General features: G+C 64.4%; 14 protein-coding genes. 5 read left to right on the forward strand and 9 right to left on the reverse strand.

Annotation, left to right across the window (positions count from 1 at the left end; genetic code table 11):
- Positions 1-13: 13 nt before the first annotated feature.
- Positions 14-301, forward strand: a complete 288-nt coding sequence (locus NKI22_RS30145) for a DUF1330 domain-containing protein (protein WP_023718908.1) — start codon at positions 14-16, stop codon at positions 299-301.
- Here the strand turns inward: NKI22_RS30145 and NKI22_RS30150 are convergent.
- The 6 genes from NKI22_RS30150 to NKI22_RS30175 all read right to left on the reverse strand — a co-directional run bounded on the left by NKI22_RS30150 (position 298) and on the right by NKI22_RS30175 (position 6,681).
- Positions 298-1,356, reverse strand: a complete 1,059-nt coding sequence (locus tag NKI22_RS30150; RefSeq protein ID WP_352549618.1) for a D-alanine--D-alanine ligase family protein — start codon at positions 1,354-1,356, stop codon at positions 298-300. The genes NKI22_RS30145 and NKI22_RS30150 overlap by 4 nt on opposite strands.
- A 159-nt stretch (positions 1,357-1,515) precedes the next feature.
- Complete coding sequence (locus tag NKI22_RS30155; RefSeq protein ID WP_352481401.1) at positions 1,516-2,397, reverse strand: SMP-30/gluconolactonase/LRE family protein; 882 nt, start codon at positions 2,395-2,397, stop codon at positions 1,516-1,518.
- Complete coding sequence (locus NKI22_RS30160) at positions 2,397-3,035, reverse strand: 2-dehydro-3-deoxy-6-phosphogalactonate aldolase (protein ID WP_023718905.1); 639 nt, start codon at positions 3,033-3,035, stop codon at positions 2,397-2,399. The genes NKI22_RS30155 and NKI22_RS30160 overlap by 1 nt, the downstream gene beginning before the upstream one ends.
- A complete protein-coding gene (locus tag NKI22_RS30165) occupies positions 3,032-3,982 on the reverse strand; it encodes a 2-dehydro-3-deoxygalactonokinase (RefSeq protein ID WP_031193988.1) in 951 nt (316 codons plus the stop codon). The genes NKI22_RS30160 and NKI22_RS30165 overlap by 4 nt, the downstream gene beginning before the upstream one ends.
- Positions 3,982-4,749 carry an SDR family NAD(P)-dependent oxidoreductase gene (locus NKI22_RS30170; protein ID WP_023718903.1) on the reverse strand — a complete coding sequence of 256 codons (768 nt, stop codon included), beginning with the start codon at positions 4,747-4,749 and terminating at the stop codon, positions 3,982-3,984. Before NKI22_RS30170 ends, NKI22_RS30165 begins: the two co-directional genes overlap by 1 nt.
- A 132-nt stretch (positions 4,750-4,881) precedes the next feature.
- Entirely contained in the window at positions 4,882-6,681 is a 1,800-nt protein-coding gene (locus NKI22_RS30175; RefSeq protein ID WP_352815855.1) for a GtrA family protein, read from the reverse strand.
- 129 nt (positions 6,682-6,810) lie between these two features.
- Between NKI22_RS30175 and NKI22_RS30180 the strand changes: the two genes are divergently transcribed.
- The 4 genes from NKI22_RS30180 to NKI22_RS30195 all read left to right on the forward strand — a co-directional run bounded on the left by NKI22_RS30180 (position 6,811) and on the right by NKI22_RS30195 (position 11,051).
- Positions 6,811-7,818 (forward strand): glycosyltransferase, encoded by a 1,008-nt coding sequence (locus NKI22_RS30180; RefSeq protein WP_023718901.1) that lies wholly within the window; start codon positions 6,811-6,813, stop codon positions 7,816-7,818.
- 7 nt (positions 7,819-7,825) lie between these two features.
- Positions 7,826-8,200: a GtrA family protein gene (locus NKI22_RS30185; protein ID WP_023718900.1), complete on the forward strand. Its 375-nt coding sequence runs from the start codon at positions 7,826-7,828 to the stop codon at positions 8,198-8,200.
- 216 nt (positions 8,201-8,416) lie between these two features.
- A complete protein-coding gene (gene gshB, locus NKI22_RS30190; protein WP_023718899.1) occupies positions 8,417-9,358 on the forward strand; it encodes a glutathione synthase in 942 nt (313 codons plus the stop codon).
- A gap of 160 nt (positions 9,359-9,518) precedes the next feature.
- On the forward strand, positions 9,519-11,051 hold the full coding sequence (locus tag NKI22_RS30195) for a YifB family Mg chelatase-like AAA ATPase (protein ID WP_023718898.1): 1,533 nt from the start codon (positions 9,519-9,521) through the stop codon (positions 11,049-11,051).
- A 41-nt stretch (positions 11,052-11,092) separates the two neighbouring features.
- Here NKI22_RS30195 and NKI22_RS30200 read toward each other — a convergent pair whose 3' ends face one another.
- From NKI22_RS30200 to NKI22_RS30210, 3 genes are all read right to left on the reverse strand, one after another.
- On the reverse strand, positions 11,093-12,187 hold the full coding sequence (locus NKI22_RS30200; RefSeq protein WP_023718897.1) for a hypothetical protein: 1,095 nt from the start codon (positions 12,185-12,187) through the stop codon (positions 11,093-11,095).
- Between the two features lie 133 nt (positions 12,188-12,320).
- On the reverse strand, positions 12,321-14,495 hold the full coding sequence (locus tag NKI22_RS30205; RefSeq protein WP_023718896.1) for a malate synthase G: 2,175 nt from the start codon (positions 14,493-14,495) through the stop codon (positions 12,321-12,323).
- A 290-nt stretch (positions 14,496-14,785) separates the two neighbouring features.
- Positions 14,786-16,813 (reverse strand): hydantoinase/oxoprolinase N-terminal domain-containing protein, encoded by a 2,028-nt coding sequence (locus NKI22_RS30210; RefSeq protein ID WP_352815859.1) that lies wholly within the window; start codon positions 16,811-16,813, stop codon positions 14,786-14,788.
- Positions 16,814-17,170 lie beyond the last annotated feature (357 nt).

Below are 17,170 nucleotides of genomic sequence, written 5' to 3' on the forward strand. Positions count from 1 at the left end.
CCAGGAGAAACCGATGCCCAAGGGATACTGGATCGCTCGCGTCGACGTGCGCGATGCGGAAGGCTACAAGGACTATGTCGCAGCCGCCAAGCTGGCCTTCGACCGCTTCGGCGCCAAGTTCCTGGCGCGCGGCGGCGCGCATGAGAAGGCCGAGGGGCCGGGCCGCGACCGCAATGTGATCATCGAGTTTCCGTCGCTTGCGGCGGCGCATGACTGCTACCACTCGCCCGAATACCAGCGCGCGGTCGCGATCCGCCAGAAGGTGGCTGACGGCGAAATCGTTCTGGTCGAGGGGATTTAGGCGAGAATCCGGTTCGTCGCGGTTTCAGCCATCGCATCGGCGAGGCTCAGGCCCCATTGCCGGCGACAGTAATCGCGGAAATCGAAGCAGGGCAGGCCGGGGCAGACCTCGAACTCGATGAGGTGTACGCTGTCGTCGGCTTCGACCCGGAAGTCGATGGAAAACACATCCCGCAGGCCAAGCCCGACCATCAGGCTTTCGGCGATGCGACGGATTCTTGCATCGGCTCGAGGCTGGCTGGCGCCAACGGGAAGCAGCAACGGCTCAGCGTAATTTCCCGCGGCTTTCGCCGCTACACCGGTATCGCCGTAAAGCGCCAGGCTGTCCTGCATGGTCTGGAAATCGCTGCCCGAATCGACAAGGGCGATGCCGAGCGCCTCGGCGCCGGTATCCGGCTTCAATCCGAGAAAACTGGCGCGCGCGTTGCGGCCGGCGACATAGGGCTGGACCACGACATCGTCGCGATAGGCGGCGAAGACGCGCCGGCTAAGCTCCAGCGCGTGGCCGAGATCGTGGCAGCGCGAATCCGGCCAGATGCCGATCTTGGCGCCGAGCCGGTTCGGCTTGACGAACCAGCCGGCGGGCGAGTCCGGCGGCGCGACCAGCCAGGCTCCGTCACGGGCAAGGCCCGCCCGCGGCACCGGCAAGCCAAGCGCGCCGAGCACGGCGCCGGAACGGAACTTATCCTGACAGAGCGCAAAAAGCGCATCGTCGGCGCCGATCGCCTTCAGGCCGTTCAGCCGTGCCAGAGCTGGTGCCGCGCCGCCGCGGAAATAGGCGATGCCGTCGGTCAGCGTCCAGACGAGCGTGGTCTTCGGGTCCTCGCCGGCGAGAACGCTTGCGGCGTCGTCGAGTGTCACCGGCGCAAACGACAAGCCGCGCTTCTGGCAAGCGGCGGCAAGTGCGTCGAATTCAGCAGCGATGTCGGTCGATTGCGCCAGATAGGAGGCGATTTCGACGGCACGCTCCGGCACGTGGTTATCGGCGACCAGCCGATCGAAGCAGGCCTTTTCCGGCTCGTAGACAAGGATCAGCTTCGGCTTGCGGCTTGACATGGGTGGAACGGCTCCTGGCAGCACGATTGCCTACCATCGCACGGGGAACGCATTCGGCTTGCGCGGAACCGACGTTGATCGGACGCCTGCACGACAGCAAGCGCACCATCTTCTTGTTTGACCATGATCTTTTCCGTACCAAAGGTTCGGGACCATGGTCTAGCCAATCAGCACGCGCGGCTCGAAGCGACCATTGACTGGAATGTCGAGCATAAACGTCATGCCGGCTTGCGGGTCGAGCAGGCGCTGCTTCTCGCTCTTGCCGGACCAGGCGGAGGTGACCGCGATCCGGTCGGCATTCCTGCCGACAAAAGCCGGACAGGACGGCTGCGTCGCCGGCATCGCCACCGAACGGACAAGCTTGCCGTCGGGTCCATAGGCTTCGACGACGCTGCCGCCCCAGCAAGCGTTCCACAATATGCCGTCGCGGTCGAGCACCGAACCATCGATATAGCCCTTGGCCGAACGGTGATCGACGAAGACCTTCGGTTCGCCAACCGGCAGGCCGGTCGCAGGATCGCAGCCGACGCGCATCAACAGCCCGGTGCTGGTGTCGGTATAATGGGCGATGGTCCCATCTTCGGAAAAGCAGATCGAATTGGGCACCGTGAGATCCGCATAGAGCCGGCGCAGCTCGCCCTTGAAGAACCAGTAGATAGAACCGGCGGCCTTCTCCTCGCCCTTACCCATGGTGCCGACCCAGAGGGCGCCGCAAGGGTGAACGCGGGAATCGTTCGAGCGGGTGACCGTATTATCGGCCTCGATCGGCGTGTGCAGCGTCAGCTTGCCGGTCGCGACATCGCGGACATGCAGGCCGGTCTCGGTGGCGATCAGCTGGCGTTGGTCGTCGACGATGGCGATGGCGCTGGCCATCTGACCGAGCTCGTGGATTTTGACCGCACCGCCGGACAAGCGCTGTTCCAGGAGCTGGCCGTTGACGATGTCGAACCAATAGAGCGTGTCCGTGGCAGGGTCATAGCTTGGCCCCTCGCCGAGTTGGCAGACATGGTCGGAAAAAACCGAAACGATGGTCTCGCTCATCATGCCGCTCCAAACGCCGCGTCCCAGGCCACGACCGCAGCCTTCGCCCGTGCTGCCACTTCGTCGATGCTCATGCCCGGCTTGAACAGGCTGGAGCCAAGACCGAAGACGGTGACGCCGGCCGCTTTGTAGCCGGCAAAGTCCTTGTCCGAAACGCCGCCGACGGCGCCGACCAGCACACTGGCTGGCAGCACCGCGCGCATCGCCGAAATGCCCGCCGCGCCAAGCACGCTCGCCGGGAAGAATTTCAATGCCGAGGCGCCGAGCCGGATTGCTTGAAATGCCTCGGTCGGCGTGAACACGCCGGGCATCGTCACCATGCCGTACTGCATGGCACGGCCCATGACCTCGGCATCGATATTGGGGCTGACCAGCAGCCGCCCGCCGGCCTTGTGCAGACCGTCGACATCGGCGGCGGTGAGCACCGTGCCGGCGCCGACCAGCGCCGTCGGAGGAAGCGCTTCGACAATACTGGCGATGGAAACAAAAGGCTCGGGCGAGTTGAGCGGCACCTCGATTGCTTCGATGCCGGCGCCGAAGATCGCCTGGCCGATCGCCACCGCCTCGCTTGGCTTGAGGCCACGCAGGATCGCGACCAGACCCCGCTTGAGCTTTGGAAAAGGTGCGGTTTCGGTCATGCGGCAACTCCATTTTTGGCGATCATGCCATTTTCGCGCGCGGCTTCGGCAAGGCCGGCACGCACCGCCTCATCGGCGTCGACCGCCCTGAAAGCGAGCCCGGCAAGGCCGAGCGCCTCGGCATAGAGCCTGCCGAGTGCGCCCGATGCGATCAGCACGACGGGCACGGCGCTTGCCCCATAGCGGCTATTTGCCGAAGCGATCTCGCCGCCGATCAGCAGGCCGGACAGAGAGGCTGCGGCATCTTCGGGCTTCAGGTCCTGCAACAGGCTGGCGGCGCGGATCGAGAACAGTCTTGAAACGATGTCACCGCCCTCGGCCAACGCCTTCAGGCACCAGTCCCGGAAAAACGGACTTTCGGCGGCAACCGGCTGCGGCGGCTCGCCCAGCGAATGGCGCAGGATCGAGTGCGCAGCCAGCACCGAAAACAGCTCGCCGGTCGGCCAGGTGCCGAAGCCGGCAATGGAACCGTCCTCGACCAGCACCCATTTCGAATGGGTGCCGGGCATGCAGACGAGGTGGCGTCCCTGTGCCGGCAAACCGGCGCCGGCAAGCTGCGTTTCCTCGCCGCGCATGACGTCAGGCGCATCGGCAAGGCGTTGGGCAAGGCCGGGCACGATGCGGATGTCGCGGCGCTGGCCGGGGATGCGGGCAGCGCCGGCGAGGATAGCGCCGATCGGCGCCGGCACGCTGACATAGGGCGCCTCCAGCCAGCCCTGGCGCGAACCGGCCATCCCGCAAATGATGACCGGCAGCGCCTCGGGGGCACCCATGGCAGCCAGATGCCCTTCGAGAACGGACGAAAATCCTTTAGCCTGGGCGGTGATCAGCCCGTCATCGCCGCGCCGCTCGGCGAGAACCTTGCCGGCGCCGTCGAGCAGCCACACCCTCATCCGGGTGGTGCCCCAGTCGACGGCCGCGACAGAAGGGGCCTTGCTCGATGAGATCACAGGAACCCCCCGTCGACGATCAGCATCTGCGCGGTCAGCATGCGTGAAGCATCCGACGCCAGGAACAGCACGGTGCCGACAAGGTCTTCCGGCTGCATCACCTCTTTGATGCACTGCTTGGCGACGTGGGCGGCGAGCGCCTGTTCGGTGACCCAGAGCTTTCTCTGTCGCTCGGTGATCACCCAGCCGGGCGCGATTGCGTTGACGCGAATGCCGTCGACGCCGAGCTTGCCGGCAAGACCCTTGGTGAGGCCGACGATGCCGGCCTTGGCGGCGGTATAGGCCGGCATATCGGGATGGTTGATGAGAAACGAGGTCGAGGTGAAATTGATGATCGAGCCGCCACCGGCCCGCTTCATGCCCGGCGCCACCGCCTGTGCGCTGAAGAAATGCGGGCGCAGGTTGATGGCATGATTGTTGTCCCAGAACTCGACCGTGACGTCTTCGACGGCATGACGGTCATCCTGCGCGGCATTGTTGACCAGCACGGTCACGTCGCCATGCGCCTCGGCGGCTTTGGCAACTGATAACCGCAATGCCTCGATATCGCGTATATCGGTCTTGAGATAGAGCGGCCGCCGGCCGAGCTCCTTGTCTAACCGATCGGCCAGCGCCAGGCTCGGACGGTCGGCGATATCGATAAAGGCGACCTTTGCCCCCTGGCGGATAAATCCCTCGGTCAAGGCGGCTCCAATGCCGGAGCCGCCACCGGTGATCAGCACCGAAGCGCCTTCGAGGTCGGCAAAGTGTGCCGATGGCATCATGAATTCTCTCCCGGTCCAACGATCTCGGTCTGACCGGCGCGCATCCTATCCAGCCATGTCGGGCGGGCAAGGGCGAAAGAGTGGATAGTCGGGACTTATGTCCGACAAAAGGCCGCACGCGCCCCCGATCGATCAGCCGCCCAGCCGGACGTGGTACAATTCGACGGCGGCTCCGCTGGTCCCGGCAACCGGCTCAAGCCATTCCGGTACGCTGCCGCGCATCAACCCGGCGAGAAAACCTGCCGGCGCCTTGGCGGCGAGGAGCTTGCTTTCGGGGCTGCCGGGGCACAATGCGACGAGGCCGACGTGATGATCCGCCAGGATTGTCCTGGCATCGGCATCGGACCCAAGGAAGGCATCGAGCGCCAGCAGGTTGCCGGCGACGTTGCGATGATAAGGCCCGGCGAAGACGCGGTGTCCGGAATAGGCCAGGATCGGCGATCCGAGATTGGAAATTGCCAGCACCGTGGTGCCGGGCAGGCGGCCAAGCGCCGCAAAGGAGGCCATGCGCTGGCAAGCGACATCGGCGCCGTCGCCATTATCGGCGGCGGTATTGCTGTCCTCGAAGGCGACCGAGGTCGCCGCGGCAGCCCCAGTCCAGACGGCATTCACCGAAACCAGCCAGACGGCGGCCATGCGCAGCGCCACGCCGCGCGACGGGCTGGCCTCGGCCCGTTGACGCCATTTGGCAATCCAGGCAGCAAGCGGGATGACGGCGAAGGCGATCGAGAATGTCGAACCGCGCACCTGCCAGGCACTGACGATGAAGGCCACGACAAGCAGCGTGCCGACAAGGCTGTCCTGCCGCCGCCAGCCGCCACGGCCAAGGCGAAGCGCCATCAGCACGAGCGCGATGAGCGGCGTAGCATAGCGCGCCACCACCCCGGCCGGATCTTCAGCGAGAAGCTTGAACAGCGATTGCGCCTCGTCGATGTGATCAAGCCATAGCTCCTTGAGGCGCGGATCGAGGTTGGCATAGGGCGCTGCCAGGCATTGCGGGAACAAAAAGACGACGACTGCGGCCAATATCAGGGCAAGCAGGCCAAGCGAGGCGATGCGCCGTTGGCGCGTGCGGCCAGCGGGCTCGACCGACGCTATCGCCGCAAGGCCGGTTCCGGCAATCGCTGCGACGACGAACTGCACGGTCGAGAAGGCGTCGCATTGCGCCTGACCCCAGGCGGACGGTGCGATGGTGGCGACAAAGACGAGAGCGGACACGCCGGCAAAGCCGAGGCCGAAATCCCTGGCAATCGGCCTCTCGCCATCGGCGTCGAGGGCAAACAGCGTGGCGACAGAGGCGCCGATGGTGGCGACATAAGGCGCGGTTTCCATGCCGACGGCCAGCATCAATCCGGCGCACAGGCCGGAGAGTAGTGCCGCCGGCCCGCGCAAGGGCGCTTCAAGCAGAAGGCTCAGGCTGGCCATGCTCAGCATCAGCTGGACATTGTGGTGATCGAGCGCGCCAGGCGAAAAAATGCCGAGGAAGTGCAGTGCGGCGGCGCCGACGACGACAGCGGGCAGCACGGCGCCGTCACCAGCAAAGCTGCGCGCGGTGCGAGCGGTGAAAAATACGGTCAGGCAAAAGAGCAGCGCCGGCCACAGCACTTGCGCAAAATTCTCGGCAAAGACCGTGCTCCCGGTCAGGGCCGACACGGCCGTGATGGCGGCGATCGGCGCATCGACCAGCCGCGACCAGTGCATGACGAAGCCGCCTTCCAGGCCCATCCTGTACTGGTGCAGATCGAACCAGCTTTGGCCGGCCAGCATGTCGCGAACTTCGACAAGGCGCAGCAGATTGTCGTTGTCGCCGCCGGCATTGGTCAGTTCCGGGAAACCGGCAAAGGCATTGACGGCAAGCGCCAGCAGCGTGGCAAGCAGCGCCAGCGCGATATCGGACCTCCAAATGGAGGCGCCATCGTCGGCTGTGCTCATATCAGGACCTTTGGAAGGAATACGGGGCGGTTTAAACCTAGCCTTAACAGCTTCAATAAATAGTAAAGCCGCCCGAGCGAGGCCGGCGTTTGAGCGGTCAGGGACCTCACAGGGCATCCGGAGACGAAAATGCCACAAGAAGTGCGCCATGAGCCGAGCATCGCCGTGCTCCTGCCTTGCTACAATGAGGAGCTGACGATCGGCGAAGTGGTGCGGCGCTTTCGCGAGACGCTGCCTGCCGCCGCGATATATGTCTACGACAACAATTCGCGCGATCTGACGGCGCTCCGAGCCCGCGCCGCCGGCGCCATCGTGGTGCGCGAGCCGCGCCAGGGCAAAGGCAATGTCGTGCGCCGCATGTTCGCCGACATCGAGGCCGACATCTATCTGATGGCCGACGGCGACGGCACCTATGCGCCGGAGGACGCGCCGCAACTGATCAACACGCTGCTGACCGAGCGCTCCGACATGGTGGTGGGCACCAGGCGCGGCGTCGCCGACGATGCCGGCAGGACTGGCCATGCCTTCGGCAACCGCATCTTCAACAGCCTCTACAAGCGGCTGTTCGGCTCGGACTTTACCGATATCTTCTCGGGGTACCGCGCCTTCACCAGGCGCTTCGTCAAGAGCTTTCCCGCCGTTTCCGGCGGTTTCGAGATCGAGACCGAAATGTCGGTGCACGCCTCGCAGCTCAAATTGCCGGTGAGCGAGATCGGGCTCGACTATGGCCGCCGGCCGGAAGGCTCCTCGTCGAAGCTGTCGACCTTTCGCGACGGCGCGAAGATCCTGTGGATGTTCGCCATGCTGATGAAGGAGACACAGCCGCTGCGTTTCTTCGGCGCTTTTTCGGTGTTCTTCCTGGCATCGAGCCTGTTCCTGATGGCGCCGGTGCTGATCGAGTTCGCCGAAACCGGGCTTGTGCCGCGCATGCCGACCTGGGTGCTGTCGGTCGGGCTGCTGCTGCTGTCGATGCTGGCGGCGGTGACCGGGGTAATCCTCGATTCGGTGTCGCGCGGCCGGGCCGAGCAGAAGCGCATCTTCTATCTGTCGATGCCTTCCGGTCGCGTCGAACGTGAACGTGCAAGCGCCCTCGCGACTTTGAAGGCCGGACCGGGCAAGACCCCGCGCGCGGCCTAGAGCCTGAATGGGACGCCTCGCCCGCTTCATTTTCGCCGGCGGCGTCGGCTTCGTCGCCGATGCGGCGGCGCTTTGGCTGGTGCTGACGATAGCGCCGCTCGGACCATTCGCGGCTCGCATCATTTCGATCGGTTTTGCCCTGTCCGTCACCTGGTTGATCAACCGCCATCTGACGTTTTCGCCTTCCAGCCGCGGCATCGCGCAAGAGGGCGCACGCTATGGCGGCGTCGGCATTGCCACCAGCGTCGTCAATTATCTCGTCTATTGCGCCATCCTGTTCGCGCTGCCGACGGTGTCGCCGCTCATCGCCCTTGCGGTCGCCTCGCTGATTGCCATGGCGCTGTCCTTCCTCGGCTATTCCAAGCTGGTCTTCGATCACTGACGGCACATCGCATTGGGATCTGCGCCAAACGAAGCGCAGCCTCATCATGACCTTGGCCGATTGGCAGAAGCCGCCGATTTCCTTATATCGCTGTCGTCGATGCATCGGCGCGAAAATCGGAATCGATTTTCGGACAGCACGATGCATGGATTCAAAAGTGTTGGAGCGTACTTTGTGCATCCAAGTGGATCGCTGCAAGTGCGCCGGAGAGCTGCCATGCCCCTGAAAGTCGCCGTCCAGATGGACCACATCTCCACCGTGTCGATTGCCGGCGACACGTCGTTTGCGCTGTCGCTGGAAGCGCAGCGGCGCGGCCACCAGCTGTTCCACTACACGCCCGACCGGCTGTCGCTGCGCGACGGCAAGGTGTTTGCCCGCATCGAGGCGATGCAGGTCCGCGACGAGAAGGGCAGCCATTATTCACTGGGCGAAGAAATCCGTACCGATCTTTCGGAGATGGACGTCATCCTTTTGCGGCAGGATCCGCCCTTCGACATGAACTACATCACCACCACGCATATCCTCGAGCGCATCCATCCGAAGACGCTGGTGGTCAACGACCCGGCCTGGGTGCGCAACAGCCCGGAAAAGATCTTCGTCACCGAATTTCCCGACCTGATGCCGGACACGCTGATCACCAAGGATCCGCTCGAAGTCGCCGCCTTCCGCAAGGAGTTTGGCGACATCATCGTCAAGCCGCTCTACGGCAATGGCGGCGCCGGCATCTTCCACCTGCACGAGGCCGACCGCAACCTCGCCTCGCTGCTCGAAATGTTCGGCCAGATGTTCCGCGAACCCTACATCGTGCAGCGCTACCTCAAGGAGGTGCGCGCCGGCGACAAACGCATCATCCTGATTGACGGCGAGCCGGTCGGCGCCATCAACCGCGTGCCGGCCGAGCACGATTCGCGCTCCAACATGCATGTCGGCGGCCGCGCCGAAAAGACCGAGCTGACAGAGCGCGAACGCGAGATATGTGGCCGCATCGGCCCGTGGCTGAGGGAGCGCGGCTTCATCCTCGTCGGCATCGACGTCATCGGCGACTACATGACCGAGATCAACGTGACCTCACCGACCGGCATACGCGAAGTGAAGCGCTTCGGCGGCGCCGACATCGCCAGCCTGTTCTGGGATGCGGTGGAGGGCAAGCGTAACTAGTCTCGCTTCGGAGCGGCCGCGTTGCAACCCATTGGAGCCGCTGCGTTCAGCCGTTCCCCAAATGTTCTTGCCCTCGCCGGAAATCTGTGGTTGTCTCCGGTGACGCCGTTCGCGGCATGATCGCAAGGGCTTGGGGCAAGCCTGCAGCCGGGGTGAAGACATGGTGGCGCGGGTTCGCACGGTTGCTTTCCAGGGCATCGAGGCCGTGCCGGTCGACGTGCAGGTGATGATCGCGCCGGGCAAGGTCAACATGCACATCGTCGGCCTGGCCGACAAGGCTGTAGCCGAAAGCCGCGAGCGGGTGCAGGCGGCGCTGCATGCATCCGGCCTGTCGATGCCGTCGAAGAAGGTCACCGTCAATCTGGCGCCTGCCGACCTGCCCAAGGAGGGCAGCCATTACGATCTGCCGATCGCGCTCGGTTTGATGGCAGCACTCGGCGCCATTCCGGGCGACATGCTGGCCGGCTATGTCGTGCTTGGCGAATTGTCGCTTGACGGCACCATTGCCGCGGTGGCCGGAGCGCTGCCGGCGGCGATCGGCGCCAATGCCGAAGGCAAGGGCCTGATCTGCCCGTTTGCCTGCGGGCCGGAAGCGGCGTGGGCCGGCAAGGATTTCGACATATTGGCGCCGCGCAGCCTGATCGCCATCGCCAATCATTTTCGCGGCACGCAGGTTCTGTCGCGGCCGGAAGCCGGCATCCACGCCTCGGCGCGCGACCTGCCCGACCTTGCCGACATCAAGGGCCAGGAGACCGCCAAGCGGGCGCTGGAAGTGGCGGCGGCCGGCGGCCACAATCTGCTGATGGTCGGGCCGCCGGGGTCGGGAAAGTCGATGCTGGCGCAGCGGCTGCCGTCGATCCTGCCGCCGCTGGCGCCCAGGGAATTGCTCGAAGTCTCGATGATCGCCTCGGTGGCCGGCGAGCTCGGCGAAGGCAAGCTGACCGACCGGAGGCCGTTCCGGGCACCACACCATTCGGCCTCGATGGCGGCGATGGTCGGTGGCGGCCTGCGCGTGCGGCCGGGCGAGGCCTCGCTTGCCCATCACGGCGTGCTGTTCCTCGACGAGTTTCCGGAATTTTCGCCGCAGGCGCTCGATGCGCTGCGCCAGCCGCTGGAGACCGGCGACTGCATGATCGCGCGCGCCAACCATCGCGTCACCTATCCGGCGCGCATCCAGCTGGTCGCGGCGATGAACCCGTGCCGCTGCGGCATGGCCGGCGAGCCGGGCTATCGCTGCCTGCGCGGCGACCGCTGCCGCACCGACTACCAGGCGCGCATTTCCGGCCCGCTGCTCGATCGCATCGATCTCAGGATCGAGGTGCCGGCGGTCTCGGCCAGCGATCTGATCCGGCCGGACCGGGCGGAGAAAAGCGCGGCGGTAGCACTACGCGTGGCGCGTGCGCGTACGATCCAGCGTGAGCGTTTCGAACGACTCGGCGCAACGTCCGCCACCACCAACGCGCATTGCTCGCCGTCGTTCATCGAGGAGATCGCCATGCCGGATGCCGCCGGCCTGTCGCTGCTGAGGGATGCCAGCGAAAAGCTCGGCTTTTCCGCACGAGCCTACCACCGCGTCTTGAAGGTGGCGCGGACACTGGCCGATCTCGAGGCCAGCGAGACGGTCGGCCGCATCCATCTGGCCGAAGCGATTTCCTACCGCATGAGCTCGGAGCGGATGGCGCAGGCGGCGTAGGAGCGTCCCGTCCTACGGCCGAACACGATGAAGAGTTCTGGTCAATTCCCGATGCGGATTCCGATCTCTTTCGCTTCGAGGTCAACTAGTAAACTATTCGTTTCAAAATATCGTATGCCAATGATGTTGTGGCCGATCGTTGGAGAGAATTCCAACTCGGACCCGTATGACGTGTCGAACTTCCACTCCCCCAGCATCGCGATTTTTACCGCCACTCTGGTCCCGACGTCCATTGATCCGCCCGAATCTTTTGGCGGGCTGTCCGCTATTACGATCGTGGAGTTTCCCGTGTCGTAAAGCGTCGGCCGGCAAGTTGTTTTTTCTTTCAATAGGATACATGAACCTATGGTTGGGAAGTTATAGCGCTCGCTAGCGGTTTTCCACTTATCCATATTGAAGCCGCTTTTCACGCTGTCCGATATCCCAATGTGAAGTGCCTTAACTGCCGGGCAATTCGCCTCCTCGTTCGTGCAAGCTCTCCAATCGGTTCCTATCGGAGAAAGATAATACCCCTTTCGCAAGCCATTTCTGGGACTCACGGCATCCATTGGGGATTTCAGCATTTGATTTGGTCCACCACCCCCAATAGGGGAAATGCCAAAAATCCCTTTTGGCCAGAGCCGGCCGCCGACGATTTCACCTGTGCTGCGTCTGACCTCCTTATAGCGAACAAGGAAGGGGATGGATGCCTCGGTGGAGACGGAAGAGCCTCGGGAGCCGAAAGTCACCCGGGCCAACGCAACATTTCCGTACTCATCGTAGGTTCCGTAATTCATGACGGCTTTTTGGGTGGTAACGGTTATCCCATCCAGTTCCAGATCTTTCGTGATTTTTATTCCTTCGACGGAACACAGCTTCTTGGGAAGCACAGAAGCACAGCCGATCGTCATGCCACTGGATCCGGTATCCAATAAGAGCGGTTGATTTATTTTTCTGTTACCGAGGGACAGCACCTTAACATACAACATCCGGATATTGGGTGGATTTCCCGGGTACTCCAATTTTATCAGAGGAACAGCTAACGGCACCTCTTCTGCAGCCTGGGTCGGCAGCGAATTGAATAGCAATGCTTCCCAAATGACTATTATCGATGCAAAGAATTTTCTGACGGTTAGTTCAGACCTGTTGTTGCTCATTTGGCCCCTGAGAAATTCGTCGCACGTTGTCGTGGCAGTATCCAATCACGCTCACCCCCACCCTACAGTACATTGGTCAAATATTTAATGCCTGAGGATGCGCGACCGGTCATAGCCCGACTGTCGTAGGGTTTTATCCCTTCCGCTCTCGCGCCTTCAGTTCCAGCCGCCGCGCGTGAAGGACCGGCTCGGTGTAGCCGTTGGGCTGGATGCGGCCTTTGAAGACGAGGTCGCAGGCGGCGAGGAAGGCGATGGACTTGTCGAAGTCCGGCGCCATCAGCCGGTAGAGCGGATCGCCATGGTTTTGGCGGTCGACGATTGCCGCCATGCGTTTCATCGTTTCCATCACCTGGTCGGGCGTGCAGACGCCGTGATGCAGCCAGTTGGCGATGTGCTGCGAAGAGATGCGCAGCGTAGCACGGTCCTCCATCAGGCCGACGTTGTTTATATCTGGCACTTTCGAACAGCCGACGCCCTGGTCGATCCAGCGCACGACGTAGCCCAGAATGCCTTGTGCGTTGTTGTCGAGTTCCTTCTGGATGTCTTCAGGCGACCAGTTCGGCCGCACTGCGACCGGCACCGACAATATGTCATCCAGCTTCGCCCTGGGCCGGCTTTTCAGCGCCTGCTGCACGGCGTGGACATCGACCTTGTGGTAGTGCGTGGCGTGCAGGGTTGCCGCCGTCGGCGACGGCACCCAGGCGGTGTTGGCGCCGGCCTTAGGGTGCGCGATTTTCTCGGCCAGCATCGCCGCCATCAGGTCGGGCATCGCCCACATGCCCTTGCCGATCTGGGCGTGGCCGGCCAGCCCGCATTCGAGCCCGGTATCGACGTTCCAGGCTTCATAGGCGGCAATCCAGGCGGCCTGCTTCATGTCGCCCTTGCGGATCATCGGGCCGGCTTCCATCGAGGTATGTATCTCGTCGCCGGTGCGGTCGAGGAAGCCGGTGTTGATGAAGACGACGCGGTCCCTGGCGGCGCGGATCGCCTCCTTGAGGTTGACGGTGGTGCGCCGCTCCTCGTCCATGATGCCCATCTTGATGGTGTTTTTCGCCATGCCGAGCAGCGCCTCGACGCGGTCGAAAATCTCGACGGCAAAGGCAATTTCCTCCGGCCCATGCATCTTGGGTTTTACGATATACATCGAGCCGGCGCGAGAATTGGCGCGGCGCCCGTTGGGGCCAACATCGTGCAGCGCGATCAGCGCCGTCAGCGCCGCATCCATGATGCCTTCCGGCACCTCATTGCCGTCGCGGTCCGATATCGCCGGATTGGTCATGAGGTGGCCGACGTTCCTGACCAGCATCAGCGAGCGGCCGGGCACGGTCAGCGTGCCGCCATCGGGCGCGGTATAGGTGCGGTCGGGGTTGAGCCTTCGGACAAAGCTCTTGCCGGCCTTGGTGATCTCTTCAGCCAGGTCGCCCTTCATCAGGCCGAGCCAGTTGCGGTAGACCAGCACCTTATCCTCGGCATCGACGGCCGCCACCGAATCCTCGCAGTCCTGGATGGTTGTCAGCGCCGATTCCAGCACGACATCGGCAATGCCGGCCGGATCGGTGCGGCCGATCTGGTTGTTGCGGTCGATGGCGATTTCGATGTGCAAGCCATTCCTGACCAGCAAGACGGCTTCGGGGTCGGCGGCATCGCCGCGATAGCCGGCAAACTGCTTGGGGTCGGCAAGCGTGGTGGCGCCGCCGCCCTCGCCCAGCCGCAACATGCCGTTGGCGACCGAAAGCCCGTTCACGCCGGCCCATTTGCCTGTCGTGAGCGGCACCGCCTCGTCGAAGAAGCTTTTCGCCCAGGCGACGACCTTGGCGCCGCGCGCCGGATTGAATTTGTTGCCTCGCTCGGCGCCGTCCGTCTCCGGGATGGCGTCGGTGCCGTAGAGCGCATCATACAGTGAGCCCCAGCGCGCATTGGCGGCATTCAGCGCATAACGCGCATTCATCACCGGCACCACCAACTGCGGCCCGGCGACCAGCGCGATTTCCGGGTCGACATTTTCGGTCGTCACGCTGAAGGCCGGCCCCTCGGGCAGGAGATAGCCGATCTCGCGGAGGAAGCTCTTGTAGGCCTCCATGTCGACGGGCGCGCCATTGTCGCGGTACCAGTGGTCGAGCTTGTTCTGCATGGCATCGCGTTTTTCGAGCAGCGCCCGGTTTTTTGGCGAGAGATCATGGACGATCGCCGAAAAACCGCTCCAGAATGCCTCCGCTTCAATGCCGGTGCCCGGCAACGCCTCGTTCACGACAAAATCATGAAGCTCGCGGGCAATCCGCAATCCGGCGATCTCGACGCGATCGATCATCAGGGCTTCTCCAGACGAAAGGCTAGGCCGGGCCTTTGGCATGTCGCGGTTGCAGGGTCAATTCGGCATAGGTGAAGGTAGGGCGTTTTCGCCGTTGCAGGAGCTGCCAATCTCCCCACTTGTGGGGGAGATGCCCGGCAGGGCAGAGGGGGGCGTGAAGGATCGCCGACCTTGCCATTTACGACCAGCCGCAAGTCTGAGGTGTTACCGCGAAAGACTGAGACGTTGGCGGGACAGCGCCCCCCTCTGTCCTGCCGGACATCTCCCCCTCGAGGGGGGAGATCGGCTAATCACACCGCCATCCTTGGCCTGCCCGACGCGACCGCCACGACATGCGCCTCGATGAACATGCGCTGGCCCTCGACGGTGGAGACGCGGAACTCGCTGGCGATTTCGATCTCGGCGCTGTCGGTGCCGGCGTCCTTCGCCCGCCCGGCGGCAATAGCGCGCACATCTCTCTCCGCCGCGGCGATCGCCGCCGCCTCGTCGTTGAAATCGCGCACGCTTTCGCCTGAGGCGACACGGAACAGCCCTTCCTTGGGCTGGCTGACCCGCGCCTCGGCCGAAACCCGGACCTGGCCGACGACGGCGCCGAGCGCATTGGCCACATCGGTATCCTCAGGCACCACGCAGTCATTGCCGACCAGCTCGGCCAGGCCGGCATAGTGCAACGGCGCCGAGGCGCCGAGGCCGATGACCGGACGGTCGAGCGCGACGCTGAGCCGGGCGATGCCGGGATGGGCGTCGACGGCGCGCTGGACCAGCGCGTGGGCGACGGTCGCCGCGCCATCCAGCCCATCCTCGGCGAAGGCGGTCTCGAGGATGACTTCCGCCGACAGGCGGGTCAGCGTGGTCAGCACCCGTTCCGAGATCGCCTCCGGCGAGGCGGCGATGAACTGGCCGCGGCCGTCACGCCTGCGCGCGAACAGCTCGGCACCCAGACGCGCCGCAGCCAGATCCCAATTGGCCTGCCTGCCCAGCACATGCGCGGCATCCGACGGCGTGAAGCCGGCGACATGCACCAGCCCGCGCGACACCAGCCGGTTCAAGGTGGCGTTCTGGGCATTCGAAGTCAGCAATCTGTCGAGAGCCTGCGGCACGGCACCGATCAGCTCGTAAAGCTTGGCTTCGGCACCGGTCAGTCCGGCCGCGAGCCGCTCCGGCACGCCGGTGCGCACCGCGAGGCGGCCATCCATGCGGCCGGGATTGGGTGCGCGCAGCTGGCGTTCCAGTTCTGATGTGACCGCGTCGCCATGCATCATGCCGGCCAGCGCCAGCGGCACCAGGCGGCGCGGCCCGAGCAGGATCTTCGGGTTGAGCGCGCCGTCCTCCAGCGCCACTTCGGAATCGCCGCCGAGGCCAAAAGTGCGCATGGCGACGGCCTCGACCATGGTGCGGAAGCCGCCGACGGTGGCGCCTTCCGGATCGAGCCGCGGCCGGCCCTTGTCCAACACCGCGACGTCGGTGGTGGTGCCGCCGATATCGGAGACCACGGCATTGTCGAGGCCGGTCATGTGGCGGGCGCCGACAAGGCTGGCGGCCGGGCCGGACAGGATCGTCTCGATCGGCCGCTGGCGGGCAAAGGCGGCCGAGACCAGCGCGCCGTCGCCGCGCACCACCATCAGCGGGGCGGCGATCTTGCGCGCGGCCAAAAAACCTTCGGTTGCCGCGACCAGCCGGTCGATCATCGAGATCAGCCGGGCGTTGAGCAAGGTCGTCAGTGCCCGGCGCGGGCCGCCGAGCTTGGCCGACAGCTCGTGGCTGGCGGTGACCGGCAGGCCTGTTATGTCGCGGATCAGGTCGCGGGCGGCAAGCTCGTGCGCCGGGTTGCGGGTAGCAAAATAGGCGCAGACGGCAAAGCCGGACACCGACTTTTCCAATTCCGGCAAAGCTGCATCCAGCCCGGACAGATCGAGGCTCGCCGCATTGCCGTGGACATCGTGGCCGCCGGGGCAGAACACCACCGGATCGGTGCCGAGCGCCGCCTTCAGCCCGTCGCGGGCAAGGTCGCCCTCGGCAAAACCGATCATCACAAGTGCTACGCGGCCGCCCTGGCCCTCGACCAGCGCATTGGTGGCAAGCGTCGTCGACATCGACACCAGCTTAATCGCCGCCGGGTCGGTGCCGGCTTTTTGCAGCACCGCATCGACCGCGCCCGATATGCCGACCGCCAGGTCGTGACGGGTGGTTAGCGCCTTGGCCTTGGCCAGAACTTTTCCGCCGGGGCCGCCGGCCTCCGACCACAGCACCGCGTCGGTGTAGGTGCCGCCGGTGTCTATGCCGAGGAACAGGGGGGAGGGTTTGAGCTTGGCGGTCATTGGCGGGTCCGGAGAATTCGTCTCCGCCCCTTAGCGGATACCGGCCGATCGATAAAGCCGCGATGGCTGGGCCACGGGCGAACACGCTGCAGGCTCGCCCAATGCCGGCGGGACAGCACCCCCCTCTGTCCTGCCGGACATCTCCCTCTCAAGGGGGGAGATTGGGTGTCACCCACGCTCTCGCAAATTTTCAACGCTGCAAACAGGGTGGCCGCCGGCGAAGCTGCCAATCTCCCCCCTTGAGGGGGAGATGTCCGGCAGGACAGAGGGGGGTGTGACGGATCGCAACCTTGGCAATTACCCGACAAACCCCACGCGCTTGTGGCTGCCATCGCAGAACGGCTTGTTGGCGGAGTG

The sequence above is a fragment of the Mesorhizobium sp. M0778 genome (assembly GCF_040320105.1).
In the GTDB taxonomy this organism is placed as follows: Bacteria; Pseudomonadota; Alphaproteobacteria; order Rhizobiales; family Rhizobiaceae; genus Mesorhizobium.

Bases quoted from the DNA above. Each gene is read 5' to 3' on its own strand.
- NKI22_RS30145 (WP_023718908.1), top strand. From the start codon at position 14: ATGCCCAAGGGATACTGGATCGCTCGCGTCGACGTGCGCGATGCGGAA.
- NKI22_RS30155 (WP_352481401.1), bottom strand. From the start codon at position 2,397: ATGAGCGAGACCATCGTTTCGGTTTTTTCCGACCATGTCTGCCAACTC.
- NKI22_RS30180 (WP_023718901.1), top strand. From the start codon at position 6,811: ATGCCACAAGAAGTGCGCCATGAGCCGAGCATCGCCGTGCTCCTGCCT.
- NKI22_RS30205 (WP_023718896.1), bottom strand. From the start codon at position 14,495: ATGATCGATCGCGTCGAGATCGCCGGATTGCGGATTGCCCGCGAGCTT.
- NKI22_RS30195 (WP_023718898.1), top strand. From the start codon at position 9,519: ATGGTGGCGCGGGTTCGCACGGTTGCTTTCCAGGGCATCGAGGCCGTG.
- NKI22_RS30160 (WP_023718905.1), bottom strand. From the start codon at position 3,035: ATGACCGAAACCGCACCTTTTCCAAAGCTCAAGCGGGGTCTGGTCGCG.
- NKI22_RS30175 (WP_352815855.1), bottom strand. From the start codon at position 6,681: ATGAGCACAGCCGACGATGGCGCCTCCATTTGGAGGTCCGATATCGCG.
- NKI22_RS30200 (WP_023718897.1), bottom strand. From the start codon at position 12,187: ATGAGCAACAACAGGTCTGAACTAACCGTCAGAAAATTCTTTGCATCG.
- NKI22_RS30185 (WP_023718900.1), top strand. From the start codon at position 7,826: ATGGGACGCCTCGCCCGCTTCATTTTCGCCGGCGGCGTCGGCTTCGTC.
- gshB (WP_023718899.1), top strand. From the start codon at position 8,417: ATGCCCCTGAAAGTCGCCGTCCAGATGGACCACATCTCCACCGTGTCG.
- NKI22_RS30170 (WP_023718903.1), bottom strand. From the start codon at position 4,749: ATGATGCCATCGGCACACTTTGCCGACCTCGAAGGCGCTTCGGTGCTG.
- NKI22_RS30210 (WP_352815859.1), bottom strand. From the start codon at position 16,813: ATGACCGCCAAGCTCAAACCCTCCCCCCTGTTCCTCGGCATAGACACC.
- NKI22_RS30150 (WP_352549618.1), bottom strand. From the start codon at position 1,356: ATGTCAAGCCGCAAGCCGAAGCTGATCCTTGTCTACGAGCCGGAAAAG.